Below are 24392 nucleotides of genomic sequence, written 5' to 3'. Positions count from 1 at the left end.
GTTCCGGTATGCCTCTCGGTAACGTCGTTCGCATGAAGCCCTGGGGGTTGGTGGCCTTGCTGGACGCCATGAAGAAGATCCTTTCGGCACTCCCGGCCAGCACGAGCGCGGACGAGGTGCTCGGCACGCTTCGCGCGACACTGCCGCCCCCGCCGACGAACCCGTTCACGCGGGCACCGTGCGGTGCCGCGCCCGAACACGCGCTGGGCCACGCGCGGCCGAACTGATCACCCCGCGCCGAAGCACACGAACCCGACGGCGGCGGCATAGGCGGCGTCGTCCACCGCGGCACGCTGCACCGCCGCCAAAGCCTCAGCCGGAGCCATCCCGGCAGCCAGCTTCTGGTGCAGCTCCACCATCACCGGAGCCGTGCCGTCGGTAGGCACCGGCACGACAGGTGCGATCAACGTCCGCGTGCCCAGCCCGAGAAGCGCCGCCGTGAACCCCATCAACTCGTCACCAGGACGAACGGCGGACTGACCGGTGTCGCACGCCGACAGCACCACCAGCGTCGGAGGGCGGCGCAGGCGTTCGATGTCGTAGACGGTCAACGGGCCGTCGGCCAGCTCCAAAGCGGAGAACAGCGGGTTGTCGACGCGGAACGAGCCGTGGGCGGCGATGTGGGCCAGCGCGGCACCGTCCATTGCGGACGCCACGGCGCTCACCGTCGCCTCGCCGCCCACCAGGACACGGCCCGGCACGTGGGCGCTGACGGCCTTGATCTCGGCGGGTGCGGCGGCCATGCGCGGGCCCGCGGCCAGCACGGCTTCGCCCGAGGCGTCCGGCACCGACGTGGCGCGCAGCCAGACGGAGGCGGACGGCGCGACCGTCACCTGGCGGTTCAGGACCGCCCACGGCAGGCCGTTCAGCGCGCCGGTGGGCACGACGACCAGCGGGCGGCCGTCGATGCGCGGGGCCAGCGGGTCCAGCAGGCGGCGGGCCAGCAGTGCGGCGGCGTGGGAGGCCGACGAGCGGGCCACGGCCAGGTTCGGCAGGTTCGGCGGCAGGGTGACGAGGCGGTGCAGGGCGAAGCGGAGCAGGCGGATCTCGCGGACCACGCCCTCCGCAGGCCCCAGGGAGTGCAGGGAGGCTCGGCCGCCGGCCAGCACGACGGCCATCAGCGTGCCGTCGTCCTCCACGAACTCGATCAGCGCCGACGAACCCAGGGCGGTGACCAGGGACGGGACCGACGGTGGCTTCAAGACGGAGACCTCGCCCGACACCTGGCGGGTCAGGTCGCGGACGCGTTGCTCGGCGCGCACCAGCTTCACGCGCAGGGCGCCCGCCGGTTTTCCGGCCAGCACAGCGGATTCCACGTCCGCCGCCACCGCGCGCAACGACGCCAGCGCGTCCTCCAGGCGCGGGTCGTCGGGAGGCGACACGGACTTCATCCGCAGTGCGCCGGCACGCCAGCTCTCGGTCCACGACAGCACGCGTGCGGCGTTGCCGGAGGCCACTGCCAGCCGCAGGCCTTCCAGGGCGAGAGCCTGGCCCTGCACGCCCGCCGACACGCGCAGCTCGGCGGCGCCCAGGGACACCCGGTACTCGTCCAGCAGGCCGATGCCGCGCCGGAGAGCCGAAGAAGTACCCCGGACGTCACCGGAGAGCTTGCGGCGCAACGCTTCCGCGTACCAGCCGCGCACGCGCAGACCGGCCGGGCCGCGCAGTCGTGCGGCAGCCGCCACCGACAGCTCGGCGACCGCACGGGCGCGATGGCCCAGGTCCGCGGCCACCAGGCCCGCGTCGATGCGGGCCTCCAGGGCGGGCAACCGCCAGTCCATCGCGTCCAGCTCGGAGGCGACCCGCGACAGCGCCAAGCGCAACGGACGCGAGCGGTCGCCGCGCAGCACGGCCGCGTGCAGCTCCAGGTAGCGCGCGCCCGCCGCCCACAGCAGGCGTTGCTCGCGGCGGAACCGGCGGCGCGCCTCGGCGGCGAACCCGTTCGCCGCGTCGGGGTCGTCGTCCAGCAGGGCGATGCGGGCGCGGAAGTACAGGGCCTCCGAGACGCCCAGCGGGTTCTTCAGCGCCTTCAGCTCGGGGATCGCGCGGTCGGCCGCGGCACGGGCCTCGTCCAGCAGCGGCACCGAGACGAGCAGCTCCAGGCGGTTGACCAGCAGCACCGGGCGCATCACGTCGAGGCGGCGGTACACCTCCTCCGCCTTGTCGAACAACGTCAGCGCGGCGGGCACGTCACCGCCGCGCGTCGCCATGATGCCGGCGTTCCAGTGCACGTCGGCGACGCCGAGCTCCTGGCCCAGCTCCCCCAGCAACGAGGCCGCCAGCGAGAAGTCGGCCGACGCCTCACGCATGTTCCCCACGTACGCGCGCACGAGGCCGCGGTTGTTCAGAGCGCGTGCCTCGACCAGCTGGTCACCCACTCGGCGTGCGCCGGCGATGGCCGCCGTGTAGTCGCGCTGCGCGTCGTCGTACCGCGTCAGGTAGTGGAAGACGACGCCGCGCTGCATCAGGGCGGCCACCGAGTCCGCGCCCGTGAGCTCCGGCATGGCGTCGTCCAGCAACGTCAGCGCGGCCTTCTGCTTGCCCGTGTAGGCGAGCACCCACGCCAGGCTCATCTGGGCCAGCGCGGACAACCGGGGCAGCGACGCCTCGGAGGCGATCCTGATCGAGCGGCGGAGGTGCCGGGCCGCACCGGGGAAGTCGTGCATCTCCCGCAACGCGAGACCGATCGCGCGCTCGGCGATCGACCATTCCGAACGATCTTCCGTCGCGCGAAGGACAGCGCGGGCCATCTCCACGGCCGCGCGCGGGTTGCGCTGCCTGGCCTCCAGCGCGTCCTCCGCACAAAAGTCGGTCACGGCAACACTTTATCCGCTGTGGTAGCTTGATCAAGCTCGGTCGGGGTGTCCGTCAACGCTGCTTTAGTGAGGCCGTGGTGTCGAAAACGCCAGAAAGCGCGGAGCTTTACCAAAGAGCTTTCCTGCAGCTCATCGCCGAGGACAAGACCATCAGCTTCCACGCCGAACGCGGGCGTGAATTCCTTTATCGACCCGGTCAGCTGCTCGTCGCCGCCGAAGACCAACAACGCGTGGTCGAAAAGCTCCGGGAAAACAACATCATCGCCCGGCCGGGCGAAGGATTCGCCGGATTGGCGCGATTGACGTTGCCGAACAACGCGGAGGACATTCCCCGCATTGTCCGCCTGCTGCGCGACCAGCGGAACTGGCCGAACGAGCGCGTGCCGCTCGTGCAGCCGCACCACGTGGTCGTCGGTCACGGCGGCCTCGTCATGGGCAACCCCGGAGACCGGCCCCACCCGGCCGACCCGGTCTCCGCGCCGAAGTTCGACGAGCGCCTCAAGGACGTCCGCGTCGGCATCGTCGACACCGGCATCTCCTCGGGCGCCGACAGCGAGCACTCGGACTGGTTCGACGGCCGCTACGCCAAGGAGGCCGACGACGTCGACGCCGCCTACAGCAGCGGCGACAACTTCGCGTTGCAGGGCGGGCACGGCACGTTCGTCGCGGGCGTCATCCAGAACGCGGCGCCCGGCGTCACGTTCGACCCGGAGGCCGGCCTCGACCCGAACGGCTTCGGTGACGAGGAACTGATCTGCCGCAAGATCACCGAGCTGGGCCGCAAGAAGGTCAACGTGCTCAACCTGTCGCTCGGCTGCTTCACCGCGGACGACGTGGCCTCGGAACCGTTGCGGCGCACCATCGAGGCGCTGCCCGAGGACATCGTCGTGGTCGCCTCCGCCGGCAACCAGGGCACGCAGCGGCCGAGCTGGCCCGCCGCGCTGTGCGGGGTCACCGCCGTCGCCGCCGCCCAGCAGGAACGCGACGGCTCGATCGGTCCCGCCTTCTACTCGAACTGGGGCCACTGGGTCGACGCGTGCGCGATCGGCAACCGGGCCTCGACCTACCTCAAGGGCGAGTGGCACCTGCCGGGTGAAGCCGCGGCTACGCCGTTCGCCCTGTGGGCGGAGTGGTACGGCACGTCGTTCGCCGCTCCCCTGGTCACCGGCCGGATCGCCGCCACCATGGTCTCGGACGGCATCGACGCACGTCAGGCACGTGACAAGCTGCTCACCGGGCCGGAGTTCCACTCCGGTTACGGAGTTTTCGTCAAATAGTTGTATCTGCGAGGCAACCCCGGCCTCCGCCAGTTGTGACCGCAAGGAGTCGACGTGAGTTCTGCATCCCCGATCGCCGCGCTCGTGAGCGCGGCGGCCGAGGGCGATCAGTCGGCGTGGAACGAGATCGTGGACCGTTACACGCCACTGGTGGTGTCGGTGATCTACAAGCACCGGCTGCGCCCTTCGGATGCGGCCGACGTGAACCAGACGCTGTGGCTTCGGCTCGTGGAGCAGATCGGACGACTGCGCGAGCCGGAGGCACTGCCGGGCTGGATCATGACGACCACCCGCAACGAGTGCCTGCGCGTGCTGCGCGTGCAGCAGCGGACGCACCTCTACGACCCGTTGTCCGAATCCGACGCGCTGGAGTCGGAGCAGGTGGACGCGGACGTGGAGGCGGACCTGCTGGCGGTGGAACGGCGGCAGGCGTTGCGCGACGGGTTCGCCGAGCTCACGGACCAGTGCAAGCGGTTGCTGCAGAAGCTGATGACGGACCCGCCGCCGAGCTACCAGGTCGTGAGCGAAGAGCTCTCGATGCCGGTCGGCAGCATCGGTCCGACGCGGATACGTTGCCTGGAGAAGTTGCGGAAGACCCCTGCGCTTTCAGCGTTCCTGGGATCTCCGGTGAAGAGAGGAGGTGTGCTGGGTGCGGCACGACTGGGACAGTGACGAAGTACTGCTCGATGCCCTGCGCGACGCGTTGAGCACACCCCAGGACGACGTTCCACCGGAGTTCGTGGAGGCCGCGAAGGCCGCGTTCACCTGGCGGAACATCGACGAGGAGCTGCTGCTCATCACGTCGTACGACTCGGTGCTGGACGACACGCTCTTCGCGCGTGCCCGGTCCACGGCCACGGCGCGGCAGCTGGTGTTCGACGCGGACGGCGTGATGCTGCAGGTCGAGGTGTCGGCGGCGGGGGTCACCGGTCAGCTGGTGCCGGCGACGGGCCCGGTCACGCTGGTGACTCCGGACGGCGACCACGAGACCGCGACGGCGGACGAACTGGGGATGTTCGTCATGGGGGCCGCACCGCGAGGACCGGTGAAGTTCCGGTTCGCAAGCGGTTGCACCGATTGGTTCATCCTCTGACTCACATTCGTGTGATGGGACATTTCATTCGTTCGGCCCACATCTGCGGCCAGTAGGGTTGTCGACGCTCCGAATTCGCATCGCGAGAGGTGTGTCGCTGTGGTCGATCGAGTCAGCTGGGTTCCGGAAGGTGTCAACGTCGACGTCCCGAGTTCCGCTCGGATCTACGACTACCTGCTCGGCGGCGGGCACAACTTCGAGGCGGACCGCGCGACGGCGGAAGCCCTGATCAAGGTCCTTCCGGTGCGGGGCATGGCGCGGCTCAACCGCGCCTACCTCCGCCGTGCGGTGCTGGAGCTGGCAGCCCTGGGCATCCGGCAGTTCCTCGACCTCGGTTCGGGCATCCCGACCGTCGGCAACGTCCACGAGGTGGCGCACGAGGTCGCCCCGGAGGCCAAGGTCGTGTACGTCGACTTCGAGCCCGTCGCGATCACGCACGCGGAGCTGATGCTGGCGGGCGAGCCGAACGTGACGGCGCTGCTGGCCGATCTGCGCGAGCCGGAGAAGGTCGTGGCGCAGGCCGCGCAGCACCTCGACTTCTCCCAGCCGATCGGGCTTCTGGTCGTCGGCGTCCTGCAGTTCATCCCCGACTCGGACGACCCGTGGGGCGTGCTGTCGCGTTACGTGGAGTCGCTTTCCTCCGGGTCGTACCTGGCGCTGTCGCACTTCACCGCGGACAGCATGCCGGCGGCCATGGCGGCCGGTGAGGAGATCTTCGCGAAGACCGCGGAGCCGATCACGCCCCGTACCCAGGCCCAGGTGGCGGACATGCTGGCGGGCACGGAGATCGTCGAGCCCGGCATCGTGTTCACGCCGCAGTGGCGGCCGGAGACCCCCGAGGACGTCGGCGACGAACCGTCGAAGGCGAACCTCTACGCCGCGGTGGGTCGCAAGCCCTGATGTCCGCCTCGTCCCTCGCACAGCGCTGGGCGGCTGTTCTGATCGAGAGCGCGTACTCGCCGATGTCGCGGCGGAAGCTGACGCAGCACCTCGACGAGCACGCCGCCCGGCTGCGTGCCGGGAAGGCGGCGGTCGCCATCGGCGAATGGCTGGTGCGCAAGCGCTTCACCGGCCCCGACTCGCTGCGCCGCACGCTCGAGGTGCTCGGAGGCGAGTTCCCGCCCGAGGTGCTCGGCGCGCTGGCGTCGGGGTACGTGCGGGCGACGCGCGACCAGTTGTTCGCCGAGCAGGAGAAGGTCAAGAACTCGCTGCTGAAGGCCGTCGAGGACGCGCAGCGCGACCTGCACGACAGCGAGGCCCGGTTCGCCCAGGTCTTCGCGACGACGGCGGTGGGCATCGCGATCTTCGACCTGCAGGGCGCGGTCGTGGAGGCGAACGAGGCGCTGGCCGCCATCCTCGGCCACGAGGAGATGCCCAAGGAGCTGTTCGCCGAGCCGGACGCGATCGCACTGGCCGCGGCCTGCCACCGGCTGCTCGCGTCCTCCGTGGACAGCGACCGGCGCGAGTGGGAACTGGCCTGCCCCAACGGGGACACGGTGTGGGCGAACGTCGTCCTGTCCGTGCTGCGCGGCTCGGACGGGCTGCCGAAGTTCCACGTCGCGCTGATCGAGGACGTCACCGAGCAGCGCATGCTCCAGGAGTGGCTGCGGCACCAGTCGCTGACGGACCTGCTGACCGGGCTGCCGAACCGGGCGTCGTTCACCGACAAGCTGGAGTCCGCGCTCGCGTCCGGTGAGCCGTACACGCTGGGATACCTGGACGTCGACAGCCTGACGATCGTCAACGACGGCCTCGGTTACGCGGCGGGCGACGCCGTGCTGGTCGAGGTGGCGCGACGGTTGCGGGCCGCGCTGCCGGACGCGGTGGTGGCGCGGGTCGGTGGCGACGAGTTCGTGGTGCTGATCCACGGATCGCCCGACGTCGCGGCACTGGCGGCGATGATCGACGAGGAACTCTCCGAGCCCGTGTACCTGGAGGGCGCCGGGGTCGCGGTGTCGACGTCGATCGGTTTCGTGCACACCTCCGGTACCGGCGTCGATCCCACGACCGTGCTGCGGCGTGCGCATTCGACGTTGCGCAGAGCCGAGAGCGGCGGCAAGAGGCAGTGGGGCATCTACGACCACGAGGCCGACGCCGCCGACCGGGCGAGATTCGCGCGGATCGCGGCGATGCCCGGCGCTTTCGAGAACGGCGAGATCTCCGTGGAGTACGCGCCGGTGTCGTGGGTTCCGGGACAGCCGGCCTTCGTGGAGGCGTCCGTGCGCTGGGGTGCCACCCGGCACGACGACGTCGTGGCCCACGCGGACGCCCTCGGGCTGGCGTCACGGCTCGGGCAACTGGTGCTGCAGGACGCGTGCTCGCGCGGCGAGCCGGTGCTGATCCGGTTGTCCAGGGACCAGTCGCGGGACCCGGACCTCACGGCGCACGTGCGGTCCACGCTGCGGATCAGTTCGTTCCCGGCCTCGTCGTTGTTCCTGGCGCTGGACGTCAGGTCGATGCCGGACGGCGAGGAGAACCTCGAGGTGCTGCACGACATGGGCGTGCACGTCCTGCTGCACGAGTTCGGCGGCGGGTTCGCCGGCTTGTCCACTGTGGACCGCAGTCCGGTGTGGGGAGTCCGGCTGGCCAAGCCGCCCTCGGAACGCCTGGCGCGCCAGGGCCTCGCCCTGATGGTGCCACTACTGAGGTCTGCTGGCGTGCACGTGATCGGCGGGCCGGGCGACCCGGACGAGCTGCGGGCGCTGGGCGTGGACCTGGTGGTCTCGCCGTGAGTGGTTGTGGCCGTCAGGGAGACCACAACCACTCACACACTGCTTAGGCGGCGTCCGCGAAGGTCGTCGGCTGGACGGTCACCATCGAACGGAAGTTCGCCTCGACCTCGGCCTTCTCCCTGGTGTTCGGGTTGGGGTTCTTGCACGACGTGCCGGCGCTGGCACCGGACATCAGGTCGGTGCACAGCCCCGTCCTGCGGTCGGGCAGGCCGAGCAGGTGCCCGAACTCGTGGGACGAGATGCGCACGGTGTCGTGGCCCTCGTTGACCGCCTGGCGGCCCATGACCCACCGGCCGCGACCGAGGCTCGTCACGTAGGCCCGGGGCCACTGGTTGTCCACGCTCACCATCACGTTCGCGGTGCCGGTCACCTTGCGGAACTGCACGTTCGCCACGCTGGCGTTCCACACCTGCGCGCCCTTGTCGATCGCCGCCTGGAACTCGCCGGTGTTGCTCGAGTTGTAGGTGACGATGCGGGGCGCGGCTTCCGCGGTGCCGATGAGACCGACCGACATGGCGACAACGCTGGCGGCCACGCCGATTGTTTTGCGCAGGGACACAGGAATCTCCTCGCAATGCAGGGTAATTGCACCCCGACTGTATCGCCGCACCGTTGGCGCACAAGAAGAGTCAAGTGTGAAGCGGCGCTGACACGATCAAGAGACTTCGTAGGTGATCAGCCCGCCACCAGCCCCGACGTGTGGCCTGGCGAGCGGAAACGTGCCCTACCACCGGATTTCCCGCCCTGGTCGGGCTGCCGCCGGATGGGCGCATAACTGTTCACACGCGTCCGGTTCTTGTGGACCGTAAGGCGGAACGCGAACGGGGCCGGTGCGCGTGGCACCGGCCCCGTTTCCGCGGGAAGCGGGTATTGCGTTCTAGGCGAACGAAGGCTGTCGCAGCGCGTGCTCCACCAGTGCGATCAGGATCTGCTTCGTCGACTGCCGATTCCGTGCGTCGCAAGGAATTATCGGCACGGAGGCCGAGATCGTCAGCGCGTCCCGGATCTCCTCGGCCCGGTGGTGCATCAGGCCGTCGAAGCAGTTCACCGCGATCACGTACGGCAGGTCGCGGTCCTCGAAGAAGTCGATGGGCGCGAACGCCTCGTCGATCCTGCGGGTGTCGACCATGACGACGGCTCCGATCGCACCGCGGACCAGGTCGTCCCACATGAACCAGAACCGGTGCTGACCGGGCGTGCCGAACAGGTACAGGATCAGGTCCTTGTCCAGCGACACCCGGCCGAAGTCCATGGCCACCGTGGTGGTCACCTTGTCCGGCACCATCGACAGGTCGTCGACGCCTACCGATGCCTGGGTCATCACGGCCTCGGTCGTCAGCGGGGTGATCTCGGAGACCGACCCCACGAACGTCGTCTTGCCGACACCGAACCCGCCGGCGACGACGATCTTCGACGACACCACGCTCAGGCCGGCCCCAGGTGACCCCGGACGACCCGGAGCACCGTTGCTCATGGGAACTTCTCTCTACTCAGGCGCGCATGGAAACGTGCAGCTGGGCCCGGATCTCCGGCGTCAGCTGAAGACCGACCCGCTCCACCAGCCGGGTCATCGCGTAGCCGATGAGCCCGATGTCGCAGTTGGGTGCGGCGAGCACGGCGAGGCAGGACCCGTCGCTGATGGACATCAGGAAAAGATAGCCCCGTTCCATCTCGACGACGGTCTGTTTGACCTCACCGGCCTCGAAGCAGCGCGCCGCGCCGATGTTCAGGGAGACCAGTCCGGACGAGACGGCGGCGAGCTGCTCCGCGCGGTCGTGCGGGAGCCGGTCGGACGATGCGAGCAACAGGCCGTCCGCGGAGACGACGATCGCGTGCGCGACACCGGCCACCCTGCTGACGAAGTCCTCGACCAGCCAGCTGAAGTTGTCCAGTTCCTCAGTCGCGGTGGTCACTGGCGTTCCCTTTCTGCGATCACGGGGATGCCTCCGACGGCGGAGTCGAAGAGCGACTCACGGCCCATCTGGACACCCTTCTGGTACGTGGCGAACCGCTGGCGCAGCCGGTCGGCCGAACGGCCGGGGATGTCGGCTGTCGACAGCTGGGGCGCCGGCGACGACGGCTTCGGCAGCGAACCGGGGACCAGGCGCGCCTTCGGGACGCGCTTGGGCAGACCGTTCTCCGTGGTCTGCGCGGCCGTGCCCTTGTCCAGCGCACCCGCGGCCTTCCAGCCTTCGTCCGACGCTCCCCAGTCGGACTCGGCGTAGTCGGCGACCGCGCGTGGCACCGCCGTCGGAGCCTCGATCTTGACGGTGTCCGCCGAACGCTGCCGCTTGGGCAGGCCGTTCACGGTGGCGGGCTCCGCGTCCTCCTCGTCGTGGTGCTCGGCGCGCTCCGGCTCCGCTGGCGGAACGTCCTTGAGGGAGGGTTCGGGGGCCGAGGGGGTCTTGAACCACCTCGACAGGTCGTCGTGCGAGATCAGCGGCTCGTCGACGATGGCGGGGAAGATCTCCGTGGCCGGGTCGTTCGGGCGTTCGACCGGCGGCTCGTAGGAGTACCCCTCCTCGGCGACGTCCTCCGAAGCCTCGATCCGCGCGGTGAACAGGCCGTCGGTCGAGGTCTGCTCGATGCGGTGCCGGCCGGAGTTCTCGTCCTCGGTGGCGGGCGACGGCACGTGGACCGGGTGCTCCGGCGTCCACTTCGGCACACCGGACAGAGCCTCACCGGTGCTGCTGGTGGACTCGATCGCGGAGGGCAGCGGCGCGGCCGGCAACGGCAGCGCGGGCACCGATCCCTTGTGCAGCAGGGAAAGCGGAAGGATCACCTGTGCGGTGACGCCACCCTCTATGTCGTCGTTGTTCGCCAGCGTCACGCGGATCTCGTGGCGCTTCGCCAGCTGGCCGACGACGTACAGGCCCATCTCGCGGGCCACCGAGACGTCGACCTCCGGCGGCTCGGCGAGCTTCGCGTTGAACTCGCCGACTTCGTTCTCCTGCATGCCGACACCGCGGTCGTGGATGCGGATCGCGACCTCGCCCCTGCGAGTCTCTATCGTCCGCACCGTCACCTTGGTGGTGGGCTTGGAGAACGCCGTGGCGTTGTCGAGCAGCTCGGCGACGAGGTGCGCGAGGTCGTTGACCACGCGGCCCTGCACCATCAGCTCCGGCGTCGGTGCGATCTGGACGCGCGCGTACTTCTCGACCTCGGACACCGCGGCGCCGAGCACCTCGGCGATCGCGACCGGGCGGGTGACGCGGCGGTTGACCGTCGTGCCGGAGAGCACCAGCAGGTTCTCGCTGTTGCGGCGCATCTGCGTGGCGAGGTGGTCGAGCTCGAACAGCGACGCCAGGTGGTCCGGGTCCTGCTCGTCCTGCTCGAGCCGGTCGATCACGCTGATCTGCCGCTCCACCAACGCCTGCGAACGCCGCGACAGGTTGATGAACATGTCGTTGACGTTCGCGCGCAGTGCCACCTGCTCGACGGCGAGGCGGACGGCTTCGCGCTGCACGAGGTCGAACGCCCGTGCCACCTGGCCGACCTCTTCGGTCGTGTTGATCGGCACCGGGACGATCGCCTCTTCCGCGGCGCGTTCCGGGTCGCGGTGCGAACGGATTCGCTTGATCGCGTCGGGCAGCTGGTTGCGCGCCACGTCGAGCGCACTGCGGCGCAGCACGCGCAGCGGCCGCAGCATCGACTGCGCGACCATCGCCATCAGACCGAACGCGATCAGCAGCGAGACGGCGACCAGGGCCGCGTCACGCCAGGCGTCCGAACGAGCCGTGTCGGCGAGACGCGTGGTCGTCGCGTCGGCCTGACCTTCCAGGTCGGCCGCGACCTCGCGCACCAGCTTCGCGGTGTCCTCGCCGATCTTGAGGACCTCGGCGTCCGTGATGGACACCGGCTTGCGCTCGAAGTCCTGCGCGAGCGCGAGCCGCACGAGCCGGTTGCGACCGTCCACGGACGAACCGGACACGATGTCCTGGAACCTCTGCCTGTTCGCCGGCGACGCCGCGTCGTTGAACTCGTTGAACGCTGCGTCCAAACGCGACTGCGCGGCACGCAGCTCGTCCGCGGCACCGGGCGCGAAGCCACGGCGCAGTGCGGTGGACGTCAGGATCGAGTTCTGCTGGCCGAGCTGCTCCTGCGCCGTGTAGAGCGCCTGCGCGGCGGCCACCAGCGGAACGATCTCCGGCTCGCTCAAGCTGGAGATCGCGGCGCGGTGCACCGTGCCGAGCGCGGCGATGATCTGGTTGTACGCACTGATCACCGCGACGTCCGGGTACTTGGTGCTCAGCAACGTCACGCGCAAGCTCGCCAGTCCGTCGAGCGACTGCAGCGACTTGGTGAACGTCTCTTGCAAGGGCGCGCTCAAGGCCGTGGCCGTCGCGCCCGAATCCCGGTACTTGCCCAATTCCGTGTCAGTGAGACCCGTCCTGGCGGCGTGCTCGGGACACGCGTTCTGCCTGCCGGCGGCCACACACTGCACTGCCCAGTCACGTTCGACCTGTAGAGCGTTCTCCACCTTCGCGGCCTGGTGGCTCACGGCGAGCTCGCGCTGGACTTTGCCGAAGAGTTCGACGTCGTCGAGCTGGGTGTTCAGCCGCAGGCCCGCGAGAGTCGCGGTACTCAGGGCCGGAACTAGCAACACCACTGCGAGCTTGCTCCGCAACCGCCAGTTGCGTAGGCGGAACCGGTCGATGCCTCGCTGGTCCTCACGACCGCGCACCGTCAACACTCCCCGCCCCGTTTAATAGCAGCAAACCTGGTGGATCTTGGAGTAAAACGAGCTGTTCTCATACCGCCGTTCGGACGACAAAACAGTGGTTCGAGAATCAACGACTTTGACCTGCGCGGCTAAACGGCCGTCGCACGATAATTCATCTGGTGGAAACGAGTGCGCGGGTGGCCGTGATCACGGCCTGATCACAGCCACCCGCGCTGTTCGTCAACTACCGGAGGGCTGGATGAGCATCGGCTTGACGTCGAGCTCCTTGTCCAGCATCTGGTACCGCTGCATCAGCTGGACGACGCGCTGCAGGCGCGTCGCGTCGAGCGTCGTCGGGAAGGCGCCGAAGTGGACAAGACCTGCGGTTTCCTTGTCGACCTTGGCGTACTCGACGAGCAGCGGCTCGACCGTGGGACGGTCCGCGGCGTCGGCCTGGCCCTTGGCCATCGCGCGCTGGAAGGCGGCGACGGTCTTGGGGTTCGCCTTGGCGAAGGCGCCGGTGGTCGCGTAGCCCGCGATCGGGATGTTGTCGGTCGGGCCGGCCGCGGCGTCCAGCACCTTGATCTGACCGGCGGCGCGCTGCGCGCGGGTGATGAACGGCTCGACCATGAAGGCCGCGTCAACGGTCTTGTTCTGGACCGCCGCCTGCATGTCCGGGAACGGCATCTCCTTGAACTTGACCGAGTTCACGTCCACGTTCGCGGCCTCGAGCGTGGCCTTCGCGGTGAGCTCCGCGATGTTCTTGAACGTGTTGATCGCGATGGTCTTGCCGGCGAGGTCGGCAGGACTCTTGATGGCCGAGTCACCGGCCGCCAAGATCAGGAACATGTCCGGTTTCGCCTGGTAGCCGTCGGAGATGAGCTTGATTCCGTCGACCGCCTTCGCGGCGTCCTTCGATTGGGCGGCGAAGAACGAGACCCAGTTGCCGAACGTGAAGTCCAGCTCCTTGCTGACCAGGCCGGGGATCGCCGCGGCTCCACCCTGGATGACCTTCAGGTCGACCTCGAGGCCTTCGGCCTTGAAGTAACCCTTCTTGATCGCCACGTGGACGGAGGCCACGTCGAGGATCGGCAGGACCCCCAGGCTGATCTTGGCCTTCTCGACCGGACCGCTGCTGTTCGCATCGGCCGGGGGTGCTTGCTCTGTGCCGCCGAGCGCACCACAGCTCGCCACGGTGGCGAGCAGCGTGGCAAGGGCGATGCCACGGATGGCCATACGGCGGACTCTTCGAGTCATCGGGAGCACTCTCCTGTCGGAGCGGTGTCGTCGTTGCGGGGAAGTGTCGCGACGGTCAACCACTCAGAGTAATGGCGCTGCTCCAAAAGACCCCAGTTGACCGACACGAGCAGGTTCCAGTCAACTACCTGCGGTGAGCATCTAAGCACAGCAGGTCTAGGGCTAGGAGAACCCCAGTTGAAGCGCTCCGTGACCGTTGTCGGCGCAGGGCCGGCCGGTCTGACCTTGGCAAACTTGATCCAGCAGTCAGGCATCGACTGCGTCGTGCTGGAAAGAGCTAGTCGAACCCATGTGGAAACCCGGCCACGGGCGGGAGTCCTGGAGCACCGCTCCGTGACCATGTTGGAGTCACTCGGTCTGGCCGATCGTTTGCTGATGGAAGCAGATCGTCACGGAACGTGTGAATTTCGCGTGAGCGGCAAGGCGTTCCAGGTCTCGTACAGCGACCTGTATGGCGGCCGCGAACACTACGTGTACCCCCAGCAGGAAGTGGTCAAGGACCTCATCGGGGGATTTTTGGACACGGGTGGGGACATCCGCTTCTCAGTCAGTGACGTCGAGTTGCGCGACCTCACGTCGTCCAGCCCTTCGGTGGCGTTCACCAGCGAAGACGGCACCCGCGAGACGGTCAGCAGCGACTTCGTCGCGGGGTGCGACGGGTTCCACGGCGTGAGCCGGCCGTCCATTCCCGAGGGCGTCCTGACGGAATTCACGCACCAGCACGGGATTGAGTGGCTGACCATTCTCGCGGAGGCCCCTCCATCGACTAAAGCCACCATTTACGCGCTGCACGACGACGGATTCGCCGGACACATGTTGCGGTCCCCCACGATCTCTCGCTTCTATTTGCAGGTACCGGTCGGAACAAAGGCTGAAGATTGGTCCGACGAACAGGTCTGGGAAGCTTTGCACAAACGTTTCACACTGCACGACTCCTCGTGGGCGCTGACCGAGGGAAAGATCATCGAGAAGCGCGTTCTCGACATGCGCAGCCATGTGGTCGAGCCGATGTCGTACGGCCGGCTCTACCTGCTGGGTGACGCAGCACACATCATCACTCCAGTCGGAGCCAAGGGCATGAACCTCGCGATGAACGACGCCGCAACCTTCGGACGTGCGCTTATCGACTTCTACGCCACCGGATCCGAGACCGGGCTCAAGACCTACTCGGAGGACTGCCTGCGCCGCGTCTGGCGGGCACAGGAATTTTCCCAGTGGATGGTGAACATGATCCACACCGACGTGAGCTCGCCGTTCTTCGGACGATTGGCCCAGGCGAGGCTGGAGCACCTGGCCGAGTCCCCCGCGTACCGCGCCACCTTCGCGGAGAACTACGTCGGACCCTGATGGGAAAAATCAGCCCTACAGGGTGAAATCCCCGCCCCCCTAACGGGTGAGGCCGATCCCCTAGGGATCTCATTACGTCACGATCTGGGGCCAACTCCCGATGCCGGGGGATGTCGTTCATCCATACGGTTCAGCACGACATCCCCCGATCCACCTACAGGAGCTTGAGTTCCATGGGCACCCAGCAGACGCTGCACGACTTCACCCTCACCCTGCTCGGCGACCTGGACGCCCGTGAGGCGTTCCAGCTCGACCCCGAGGGCACCCTCGAGGCCGCCGGTCTGGGCGACATCTCTCCGGTCGACGTCCACGAGATCCTGCCCCTGGTGCTCGACAGCGCGTCCGTCGTGAAGATCGACGCGGTCGACGAGGTCCTGGCCGGTGCGGGCGACCTGACCGCCGTCGACAGCCTCAAGCTGATCACGGGTGACCTGGACGGCATCACGGGTGTCGCCGGCATCGCCGCCCCCGCCTCGCTCACCGCGCTGGTCACGGACTTCGACGGCATCGGCGACGTGACGGGCACCCTCGACGCGGTGAACGCCAACGAGGTCGTCGCGAACGTCACCGACATCGCCGCCGTGCACGACGTGACCGACGTGGCAGACGTGGTCGTCAAGGACCTCGACGCCGATGTGCTCGTGAAGGACGTCGTGGACTCGGACGTGCTGGTCAAGGACGTCGTGAGCGACGTGGACGTCAAGGACGTCGTGGACCTCAGCCACAACGTGGTGCAGGACGTCGCGCAGGTCGGCGACGTGCACGCCGACCTCGGCCAGGTCATCGACGACGTGAAGGTCGGCGACATCGACCTGCTGCACGACGGCATCGGCAACGGCGACCTGAGTCTCCACTTCTGATCCCCGGGGACCGCACGACGGGCTCTCAGCGCTCTGCCCCCGAGCGCCGGCCTCCGTCTCCCCTCGACAGTGCCCACTCCCTCCTGCGGGCACTGAGAACGCAGCAGAGCCCCGGACCGCGGCGGTCCGGGGCTCTGCTGTCTGTTGCCGCGGGATGTCTGGTGCGACTGTCAGGACGAGACGGTCTCGCTGAGCGATTCCCGTTCCGCCGCAGCCCACTTGTCCACGTCCAGGGTGGGCTTGCCGCCGACGTTCAGCAGCCGGGCCACCTTGGACCGCAGTGCCACGAAGGCCTCGTCGGTCCGCGTCGTCACCTGGTCGCGCTCGGCGGGCAGCGGCACTTCCAGGTCCGCCACCAGCTTCGCGGGCGAGCCGGAGAGCACCAGGATGCGGTCGCCCAGGTACACCGACTCGTCGATGTCGTGCGTCACCACGAGAACGGTCGTGTCGTGCTCGCGGCGCACTCGAAGCAACAGGTCCTCCAGCTCGAACCGGGTCTGCGCGTCCACGGAGGCGAAGGGCTCGTCCATCAACAGCAACGCCGGCCGGTACGCCAGAGCGCGCGCGATCGCCACACGCTGTTGCATACCACCGGAAAGCTGCCACGGCCGCTTCTTGGCCGCCGCCGAGAGACCGACCCACGCCAGCGCTTCGGCGGCGCGGGAGCGGCGCTCGGCGCGCGGCAGGGAGCGCAGCGGGAACTCCACGTTGCCCTGCACCGTGAGCCACGGGAACAGCGAACGCTGGTAGTCCTGGAACACCACCGCGAGGTGGGAACCGTGGAGGGACACGTCACCGCGGGAGGGCGCGATGAGCCCCGAGATCGTGCGCAGCAGTGTGGACTTGCCACACCCGGAGGGTCCGACCACGCACACCAGCTCTCCGGCGCGGACGTTGAACGTGAGGCCGCCGATGGCCTCGTAGTCACCGTAGGTGTGGCCCAGGTCGGCCACCTCAAGCATGTTGCTCATCCCTGCTCCTCGGTTGCCAAGCCAAAGCCCTGCGTTCCACCGCCAGAAGCGCGGTGTTGAGTCCGTAGCCCAGCACGCCCAGCAGGACGATGCCGGCCCACATGCGCGTGTAGTCGAACTCGCGCTGTGCCGTCATGAGTTGTGAACCGATGCCGTTGTCCGTGCCCACGAGCTCGGAGATGACCATCAGCACCAGGGAGAGCGACAGCGACACCCGCAGCCCGGCGAAGATCTTCGGTGAGGCTGCGGGCAGCACCACCCCGAGAATCCACTGGTGACGGGGGATCCTGAAGACCGCGGAAGTGTCCACTTTGGTCACGTCGACGGAACGGGCACCGTCCACGGTGTTGAGCAGCACCGGCCAGATCACGCCGAAGACGATGGTCGCGAGCTGCATCGACGTGCCGCCCCTGAACAGCAGCAGGAACACCGGCACCAGCGCGGGCGGCGGGATCGAGCGCAGGAACACCAGCAGCGGCCCCGCGTACTCCATCGCCCGGTCGGAGCGGCCGAGCAGCAGGCCCAGCGCCACGCCGATGACCGAGGCGATCGCCCAGCCGGACAACAGCCGGCCGATCGACGGCAGGATGTGCTCGGTGACGTTCTGCGGCTCGAGGACCCACCACTCCCAGGCCGCCGTCACGATCTCGGACGGGGGCGGGAAGAACGGGTCGTCGGCCGCCATTCCGGCCAACTGCCACACGACGATGAGACCGGCGAAGACGGTCCACCGCTGGAGGAACTTGTTCACCAGGCCACCCAACGCCGGCGGACTCGCTCGAGACCGCTGTTCAGCAGAACGCCGATCGCGCCCGCGACCACGGTGCCGACCAGCACCTGGTCCATCCGGCCCGGCCCGCTGCGGGCCTCCATGATGAAGTAGCCGAGACCGATCTGGCTGCCCGCCATGAGCTCGACGCTCACCATCACGATCAGCGCCGTCGTCGCCGCGAGCCTGATTCCGGTGAGGACGAACGGCAACGCGCTCGGCAAGGCCACCCGGAACAGCACGCCGACACGTCCGGTGCCGAAAACCCGTGACGTCTCAACGAGCAGCGGGTCCAGCTCGTCCAGCGCGTAGATGGTGTTGAACAAGATCGGCCACAGTGCCGCGTAGACCGCGAGCGTGATCTTCGTTTCCGGACCGAAGCCCAGCACGACGAGCGCGAGCGGAATCAGTGCCACAGAAGGGATGGGGCGGAGGAACTCGATGACCGCCCTGGTCGCGTGGCGCACGGCCGGAATGCTGCCGAGCACGAGTCCACTCGGCACCGCGATGGCGATGGCGATCGCGATGGCGATCAGCACCGCCAGAACCGTTGCCACGACATGACTGATGAACTCGGGGGATGTCAGCTGCGCGACCAGCTCACCGAACACGAGGGACGGTGGTGGCAACGCATCCGCGGGTAGAAGGGGAGAGCGTCCTAAGAGCTCCCAGAGCGCGAGGAACCCGGCAATGCCGATGAGTCCCCTTGTGAACGCACGCACTCGGTCACCCTAGAGAGTGGATCTCCAGTTCACAATGCGTGCACGCTCAACTCCGGGTTGTTTCCCACACATCGCGGCGGTTCAGCAGACGTTCACGCGAGCCACTTCGCCGAAGCTCTTCACCCATTCGGAGTCAGTGAGCCTCGCACCGTCTTTTTCACACATCCTCTTGATGATGCGGCCGGTGTCGAGGTCGTACGGCAGCAGCTCCGGGTCCTGGCCCCCGCTGCGCACGAGGAAGTCGCGGTTCTGCGGCCGGAACACCGCGCGCGTGGAGTTGCCGTGCCCGACGACGTACACGAGCCGGTCCGCCGGGCGGTCGCTCGCGTAGAGCTGGTGGACCTCGAAGACGTTGTCGCGGACCACGGCCACGCGGCCGTCGTCGGAGAACGAGACTCGGGCACCGGCGCGCAACGCCGTGTCGAGCCGTGCGCGCAGCACGGGCGTGCCGCTCGGCACGCGCTGCCACACCTCGACGACCGACTCCGGCGAGGAGTGCTCGACGGCGAGCCAGCGCCCGTCGCCGCTGTAGGTGATGCCGCGGACGTAGGCGTGCTGGGACATCGGCGGACCCGCGGACTCGACGGTGCCACCGATGCTCCAGAACTCGATCGTCGTGGTGCCGGTGGCCGAGTCCCAGACACCGGTGGCGAGCTCGCGGCCGTCCTGGCTCAGCGCGACGGTTCCCGGGTTGCTCACCGGCATCGGGAGCTTGCGCGGGGTGCGCGGGTCGCTCAGGTCGTAGAGCTCTGCGTACTCGGACTCGTCCGGCGTCGGGAGCCCGACCTCGACCGCCGCACCGACCTTGCCGACGAGCCGGGAGCCGTCCGGGCTGAGGTCGAGCGTGCGGAACCGGCTGGGCAATGCCGTCAGGTAGGTGATGTCGTTCGCGTCGCCGACGGCCCACAGGTGTTCCTGGCCGTTGAAGTCCCTCGTGACGGCACGGCGTTCGGCGAGCTTCACGACCCGGTGGCGGTCGGCGAACTTCCTGCCGGGCGACGCCTTGCCGTCGTCGATGCCCCACATCCGGTCGGTGCCGTCCTGGTCGGTGACCGCCGCCATCTCCCCGCGCGGGGCGACCACCACGTCCGCGTCGTCCTTCGGCGTGCCGGTGAACGGGATGCCGCTCGCGACGGCGTTCGCGAGCCGCAGCACCTTCTCGGCCTCGGCCGACGGGCTGACCGCGTAGCCGACCAGCGCGTACTTGTCCGCGTACGGCCGGCGTTGCTCCAGCAGCGCCTCGGACTGCGACAGCGCCTTGCCGCCCAGCGCCCTGTCGCTCATCTCGGTGAGCTTGCGTTCGTTCGCGAGCGCGTAGACGACGGTGCCGGGCACCAGCGCGATCAGCACCGCCACCACCGCGATCAACGCCGTCGAGCGGCGCGTCTCGCGTCTGGTGCTCATGTCGACGAACCGGCGCTCCTGGACCGTCAGGAACTCGCCGAGCTCCTTGGCCCTGCGCAGCCGGACGCCCCGGTAGAGCGCCATCGGGTCGCGGTCGCTCGCCTCCCACAGGTCGATCGCCGTGACGAGCTGCTGGTGCGTCCTGAGGTTCTCGCGTTCGTCGTCGATCCACCCGGCGAGCCTCGGCCAGCGCAGCACGGCGTCGTGGGTCAGTTCGGCGCCGTCCTCGGTGAGCGTCACCAGCCGCGCCTCCACGAGGAGGCCGAGCAGGCGGGCGTCGACGTCCAGCAGGCGGTTTCGGCGTTGCACGCTCCCGTTGCGCGGTACCGAAACGAGCCGGAGGAACAGCTGCCTGGCCGCCCGCTGGTCGGCCTCGCCGAGGCCCTCGAAGAAGGTCTCCGCGGACTGCGCGACGACCTGCTCGATGCCGCCGGACTCCTCGAACCCGGCGAGCGACAGCGTCATGCCGCGCTTGCGCCGCCACGTCTCGACCAGGGCCTGCTGCACCAGCGGCAGCGCGTGCTGGTTCGCGGCGTCGGCGACCAGTCGCGCGATCACCGCCGTCTCGACGGTGGCGCCGATCTTGGCCGCGGGTTCGGTGATCGCGCGGCGCACCTGGTCCGCGCTCATCGGCTCGATGGTGATCTCCGCGGCGTCGACGCCCTTGGCGTGCCAGCGCCGCCGTTCGTCGGCGCGCACGGAGAGCACGACGTGGGGGCAGCGGGTCACGGCGGCCACGAAGTCGTCCGCGTCCAGCGCCCTCTCGAAGTCGTCGACGAGGAGCACGAGGCCGGGGCGGTGCTGGCGGATCCGCAGCCTGAGGTGGTCGGGGTCCTCCCGGAACTCCTGCGCCAGCCGGCTCGCGGTGGTGTTCTCGAAGATCTCAGCGAGGGCGGTGGCGAGGTCCTGGACCGGGTCCTGCCCCGGCGTGATCACCACGGCGTCGTCCAGGGCGGGCAGCAGACCGGCGCGCAGCAGCGACGTCCGGCCCGATCCGGAGGCACCGAAGACGACGGTGAGGGGCTTGGCCCTGACCGACTCGACGACCTGCTCGACGAGGCACTCGCGGCCGAAGAACCGCTTCGCGTCGGCCTCGGTGAAGGGCTCGCCGCCGGGGTAGGGCGTGTTCGGGTGCAACGGCTGGGTGTGCTCGGCGGCGAGTTCACGCCATCGCCTGGTCCACGAGGCGGGATCGGCCTCGCAGGCCCGCACGAACGCGAGCGTCAGCGCGAGTGACGGCAGCTTGCGCCCGCCGGCCGCGTCGGACAACGCGGTCGGCGAGTAGTTCGCGCGCCTGGCCAGTTCGCGATAGCTCGGTTTGCCTGCCTGGTCACGCAGTCTGCGCAGGTCACCGGCGAACCGCAGCAACGCGGTGTCCTCCGGGCCCAGCGGACGTTCCCCTCTTGGCATGCCGCCTCCTGGCCGGATTGTCCACCAGAGGTTCGCCCTCCGTCTAACGGCCCGCTAATCGCTCACCATCCGCGCGTGCGCTTCGTGATCGTTCCACCGGCCGGGTCCTGGGCTTTAGGTCTGTATCGAAGTCCCGTTGGATGAGAGTCGCGCCTGAGGTGGTTCCTGGTGGTGCGGCCGGACGGCTCGCATACCTGTGTTGTATGTGGGTCGTCCGGCCGTGCCGCCAGGGGCCGCGTCAGGCCCGGCTATCGCGAACGGGACTTCGATACAGACCTAGTCGCGGCACGGCGGGGTGAAGTCGAGATCGCCGAAGTACTGCTCCCACGCCTCGCGGCTCATCCGGGGAAAGGCCTGCTCGCAGATCCTGACCGCCGGGTCGCGCGGGTCGGCGTTCCACAGCCGCACCGCCCGGTCCGCACCGCCCGTCACGACCTCGTCGCCCTCGGGCGTCAGGCCGACCGCGGTGACCGGCCCGGTGTGCCCGCGCAGCAGGGCCTGCTCGACCGGTTCGCCGTCCCCGACCCGCCAGAGCCGCACCAGGCCGTCGTCGGTGGCGACCGCGACCCGGCCGGAGGCGAGCCAGGCCGACGTGACCTCGCCACCGCCGGACCGGACCGCGGCGCGCAGGACCGGGTCGCGCGGGTCCGTGGTGTCCCAGAGGTGGACGGCCGTGCCCGCGGTGGTCATCAGGCCCTCCGCGCCGGCGAACTGGGCGCTGCCGGCGAACTCCCTGGTCAGCGACAGGAGTCTCACGTCGCGCGGGTCGGTGACGTCGACCAGGTGCACGGCGTGGCCGGTCGTGACGGCGGCGAGGACGTGGCCGTCCGGGCGGAACGACAGGCCCGCCAGCGGCCCCAGGCCGGGCTGGGCGGTCGTGAGGAGCCTCGGGCGTTCGCCGCGCAGGTCCGTCCAGAAGCTCAGGGCACCGTCCGAGCCGGTCGTGACGAGGGTGCCGCCCTGCCAGGCGATCGCGGTGGCGCGCACGGGAAGCGCGGCCAGTTCGCGCGGTTTGCCGAGGGAGACGTCGACGACGTGCACGGTGCCGTCGTCGGCGGCGGACGCGACCAGGCCACCGGCCGAGTCCATCGCGAGCGCGGTGACGGCCCCGGAGTGCCTGGTGGCGTCGTAGGAGGTGCGCGGGGACGGCAGGTCGTCCAGCGCCGTCAGCACGACCGTGCCGTCGCGGTGCCCGGTCGCGACCTGCTGCTGGGTCTGGCCGACCACGAGCGCGGTGACCTCGGACTGGGCTTCGCGCAGCACCTGGGACGGCACGTCCTCCTGCCTCAGCCCGTTGCGCGCCTGGGGCAACGGCACGAGCTGGTAGGCGGCGAGCGCGACCTGCTGCGCGAGGGCGGGATTCGTGGACCGCAGGGCGGCGGCCTCCCCCACCGCTCTCAGCACGGCCGCGTTGGCGCGCTGCTCCTCGGCGGCGATGCCTGCCCGCAACGCGAAAACGGTCGAACTGGCGGCGACGACCACGAGCGCCACGAGCGCGGCGAGCAGTTGACGCTGACGGCGGGTGCGTCTTCGGGCGCTCGCCGAGACCTCCTCCTCCGCGGCCAGGCTCGCGGCGAGGAAGGCGCGTTCCTTGGCGTTCAGGGAAAGTCCCGCGGGCACGTTCACCAGGCGGCGCCCCCGCCACAGCACGCCGGGGTCGCGGTCGAGCGACTCCCACGTCCGCGTGGCGTGCGTGAGTTCGCGCTGCGCCTTGATGTTCTCGCGGTCCTCCTCGACCCAGCGCTGGAACGCGGGCCAGCTGCGGATCAACGCCTCGTGCGCCAGTTCGACGCCGTCGCGGTCGATCACGACGAGCCTCGCCGCGGCCAGTGCGCACAGCACCTCGTCGTCGGCTTCGAGCTCGGACTGGTCCGCGCGGCGTTTGGTGCCGTCGCCGGTGACGAGCCGCAGCAGGATCCGCCTCGCCTGGTCCTGCCCGGCAGGGGACAGACCGTCGAACACCTCCTGCGCGGTGCGGGCGACGGCGTGTTCGAGGCCGCCGATCTCCTCGTAACCGGCGAGGGTCAGCGTCATGCCGCGCCGGTGCTGCCAGGTCTGCGCGAGCGCGTGCGACAGCAACGGCAACACGGCCGCCTGCCCCACCGCGTCGGCCATCAGCCTGGCCAGCAGCGCGGTCTCGACCTTGCCCCCCACGACCGCGGCGGGCTCGGTGATGGCGAGGCGGAGCTCGTCGGACGTCATGGGACCGAGGAGGAGCTGCGCGCCTTCGAGGGCGTCGACCAGGTCGGGGTACTGCGCGCAGTGGCCGTAGTAGTCGGCGCGCACGCCGATGACGACCCTCGGGCATCCGACGAGCGCCCCGATCAGCCACCGGCGGAGCTCTTCGTCGCGGCACAACGTGAACAGCTCCTCGAACTGGTCGACGACCACGAGGTGCGGGTGCCTGCGGCGGAGTGCGCCGGGGTCCTCCAGCTCACCGGCGAGCGCGGCCGCCTCCCCGCCGGTCAGCCGGGCGAGCGCGATCGCGCACTCCTCCACGGGGTTCGCGCCGGGCGTGAACAGCAGCACCGGCTCGCGGGTCCGGGCGATGAGACCGGCGCGCAGCAACGAGGACTTGCCCACGCCGGACGGTCCGAAGACGCCGGTGAGGCGGTTCCGGGTGGTGAGCAGCTCGGCCGTCAGCCGCTCGCGCCCGAAGAACTTCGGCGCGTCATCGGGCTGGAACATCGCGAGCCCCACGTACGGACTGTCGTCGGCGCCACGGGGTTCGGACTCGACGACCGCGCGCCACCGCCGCGCCCACTCCTCCGGATCGGCGTCGCAGGCCTTGGCGTACGCCTTGGTCACCGCGAGGCTCGGCAGCTTCCGCCCACCGGCCGCCTCCGACAACGCCGCCGCCGAGTAGTGCGCCCGCCGGCTCAGTTCCCGGTAGGTGGGGCTGCCCGCGCGCTCCCGCAGCCGGCGCAGATCCGCCGCGAACCGCAGGAGACCGCTCTGCCCCTCGTCGAGAGGGCGTTCCCGTCTCGGCATTCCGTCATTGTTCAGAGAACTTTGTTCAGCGGCGAACACATGACCGTGAACAACCCGTTCGCCCTAATGTCGAGGCAGAT

At 69.3% G+C, this 24392-nt stretch carries 20 protein-coding genes; 8 read left to right on the top strand and 12 right to left on the bottom strand.

Features of this window, described 5'->3' with window-relative positions:
• Positions 1 to 32: 32 nt before the first annotated feature.
• A complete protein-coding gene (locus DFR72_RS44355) occupies positions 33 to 227 on the top strand; it encodes a hypothetical protein (RefSeq protein ID WP_114773996.1) in 195 nt (64 codons plus the stop codon).
• Here DFR72_RS44355 and DFR72_RS44350 read toward each other — a convergent pair whose 3' ends face one another.
• Both DFR72_RS44350 and DFR72_RS47395 read right to left on the bottom strand, forming a co-directional pair.
• Entirely contained in the window at positions 228 to 2816 is a 2589-nt protein-coding gene (locus DFR72_RS44350) for a CHAT domain-containing protein (RefSeq protein ID WP_245984084.1), read from the bottom strand. It lies immediately after the preceding gene.
• Entirely contained in the window at positions 2813 to 3235 is a 423-nt protein-coding gene (locus DFR72_RS47395; RefSeq protein WP_245984080.1) for a hypothetical protein, read from the bottom strand. The genes DFR72_RS44350 and DFR72_RS47395 overlap by 4 nt, the downstream gene beginning before the upstream one ends.
• Here DFR72_RS47395 and DFR72_RS44345 point away from each other — a divergent pair.
• From DFR72_RS44345 to DFR72_RS44325, 5 genes are all read left to right on the top strand, one after another.
• Positions 3197 to 4093 carry a S8 family peptidase gene (locus DFR72_RS44345; RefSeq protein WP_245984078.1) on the top strand — a complete coding sequence of 299 codons (897 nt, stop codon included), beginning with the start codon at positions 3197 to 3199 and terminating at the stop codon, positions 4091 to 4093. The two genes, DFR72_RS47395 and DFR72_RS44345, sit on opposite strands and share 39 nt — an antisense overlap.
• 54 nt (positions 4094 to 4147) lie before the next feature.
• Positions 4148 to 4765, top strand: coding sequence for an RNA polymerase sigma factor (locus DFR72_RS44340; protein WP_090074071.1), 618 nt, complete (start codon positions 4148 to 4150; stop codon positions 4763 to 4765).
• Positions 4743 to 5186, top strand: a complete 444-nt coding sequence (locus DFR72_RS44335) for a hypothetical protein (protein WP_090074074.1) — start codon at positions 4743 to 4745, stop codon at positions 5184 to 5186. The genes DFR72_RS44340 and DFR72_RS44335 overlap by 23 nt, the downstream gene beginning before the upstream one ends.
• Before the next feature lie 99 nt (positions 5187 to 5285).
• Complete coding sequence (locus DFR72_RS44330; RefSeq protein WP_090074076.1) at positions 5286 to 6086, top strand: SAM-dependent methyltransferase; 801 nt, start codon at positions 5286 to 5288, stop codon at positions 6084 to 6086.
• Positions 6086 to 7918 (top strand): diguanylate cyclase domain-containing protein, encoded by a 1833-nt coding sequence (locus tag DFR72_RS44325; protein ID WP_090074079.1) that lies wholly within the window; start codon positions 6086 to 6088, stop codon positions 7916 to 7918. The genes DFR72_RS44330 and DFR72_RS44325 overlap by 1 nt, the downstream gene beginning before the upstream one ends.
• A 43-nt stretch (positions 7919 to 7961) precedes the next feature.
• Here DFR72_RS44325 and DFR72_RS44320 read toward each other — a convergent pair whose 3' ends face one another.
• From DFR72_RS44320 to DFR72_RS44300, 5 genes are all read right to left on the bottom strand, one after another.
• Positions 7962 to 8432: a snapalysin family zinc-dependent metalloprotease gene (locus DFR72_RS44320; RefSeq protein WP_090074165.1), complete on the bottom strand. Its 471-nt coding sequence runs from the start codon at positions 8430 to 8432 to the stop codon at positions 7962 to 7964.
• Positions 8433 to 8795: 363 nt separating this feature from the next.
• Positions 8796 to 9392, bottom strand: coding sequence for a GTP-binding protein (locus tag DFR72_RS44315; protein ID WP_090074081.1), 597 nt, complete (start codon positions 9390 to 9392; stop codon positions 8796 to 8798).
• Positions 9393 to 9408: 16 nt separating this feature from the next.
• Complete coding sequence (locus tag DFR72_RS44310; RefSeq protein WP_090074083.1) at positions 9409 to 9831, bottom strand: roadblock/LC7 domain-containing protein; 423 nt, start codon at positions 9829 to 9831, stop codon at positions 9409 to 9411.
• Positions 9828 to 12602, bottom strand: a complete 2775-nt coding sequence (locus DFR72_RS44305; protein WP_245984074.1) for a sensor histidine kinase — start codon at positions 12600 to 12602, stop codon at positions 9828 to 9830. Before DFR72_RS44305 ends, DFR72_RS44310 begins: the two co-directional genes overlap by 4 nt.
• Before the next feature lie 219 nt (positions 12603 to 12821).
• Entirely contained in the window at positions 12822 to 13817 is a 996-nt protein-coding gene (locus DFR72_RS44300) for an ABC transporter substrate-binding protein (RefSeq protein WP_245984072.1), read from the bottom strand.
• A 198-nt stretch (positions 13818 to 14015) separates the two neighbouring features.
• Between DFR72_RS44300 and DFR72_RS44295 the strand changes: the two genes are divergently transcribed.
• Both DFR72_RS44295 and DFR72_RS44290 read left to right on the top strand, forming a co-directional pair.
• Entirely contained in the window at positions 14016 to 15185 is a 1170-nt protein-coding gene (locus tag DFR72_RS44295) for a 4-hydroxybenzoate 3-monooxygenase (protein WP_090074091.1), read from the top strand.
• A gap of 173 nt (positions 15186 to 15358) precedes the next feature.
• Complete coding sequence (locus DFR72_RS44290) at positions 15359 to 16045, top strand: IniB N-terminal domain-containing protein (protein ID WP_090074094.1); 687 nt, start codon at positions 15359 to 15361, stop codon at positions 16043 to 16045.
• 170 nt (positions 16046 to 16215) lie between these two features.
• Here the strand turns inward: DFR72_RS44290 and DFR72_RS44285 are convergent, their stop codons facing one another.
• The 5 genes from DFR72_RS44285 to DFR72_RS44265 all read right to left on the bottom strand — a co-directional run bounded on the left by DFR72_RS44285 (position 16216) and on the right by DFR72_RS44265 (position 24312).
• Entirely contained in the window at positions 16216 to 17016 is an 801-nt protein-coding gene (locus DFR72_RS44285) for an ABC transporter ATP-binding protein (protein ID WP_090074096.1), read from the bottom strand.
• Positions 17000 to 17767, bottom strand: a complete 768-nt coding sequence (locus DFR72_RS44280; RefSeq protein ID WP_245984070.1) for an ABC transporter permease — start codon at positions 17765 to 17767, stop codon at positions 17000 to 17002. Before DFR72_RS44280 ends, DFR72_RS44285 begins: the two co-directional genes overlap by 17 nt.
• Positions 17764 to 18507, bottom strand: a complete 744-nt coding sequence (locus tag DFR72_RS44275; RefSeq protein ID WP_090074098.1) for an ABC transporter permease — start codon at positions 18505 to 18507, stop codon at positions 17764 to 17766. Before DFR72_RS44275 ends, DFR72_RS44280 begins: the two co-directional genes overlap by 4 nt.
• An 81-nt stretch (positions 18508 to 18588) precedes the next feature.
• Positions 18589 to 21321, bottom strand: a complete 2733-nt coding sequence (locus DFR72_RS44270; RefSeq protein ID WP_090074100.1) for an nSTAND1 domain-containing NTPase — start codon at positions 21319 to 21321, stop codon at positions 18589 to 18591.
• Between the two features lie 276 nt (positions 21322 to 21597).
• On the bottom strand, positions 21598 to 24312 hold the full coding sequence (locus DFR72_RS44265; RefSeq protein ID WP_090074103.1) for an nSTAND1 domain-containing NTPase: 2715 nt from the start codon (positions 24310 to 24312) through the stop codon (positions 21598 to 21600).
• Positions 24313 to 24392: the final 80 nt, after the last annotated feature.

Source organism: Lentzea flaviverrucosa (genome assembly GCF_003350445.1).
GTDB lineage: Bacteria > Actinomycetota > Actinomycetes > Mycobacteriales > Pseudonocardiaceae > Lentzea > Lentzea californiensis.
Note: the sequence above shows the minus strand (reverse complement) of the source record. Positions and strands in the feature narration are given on the sequence as shown.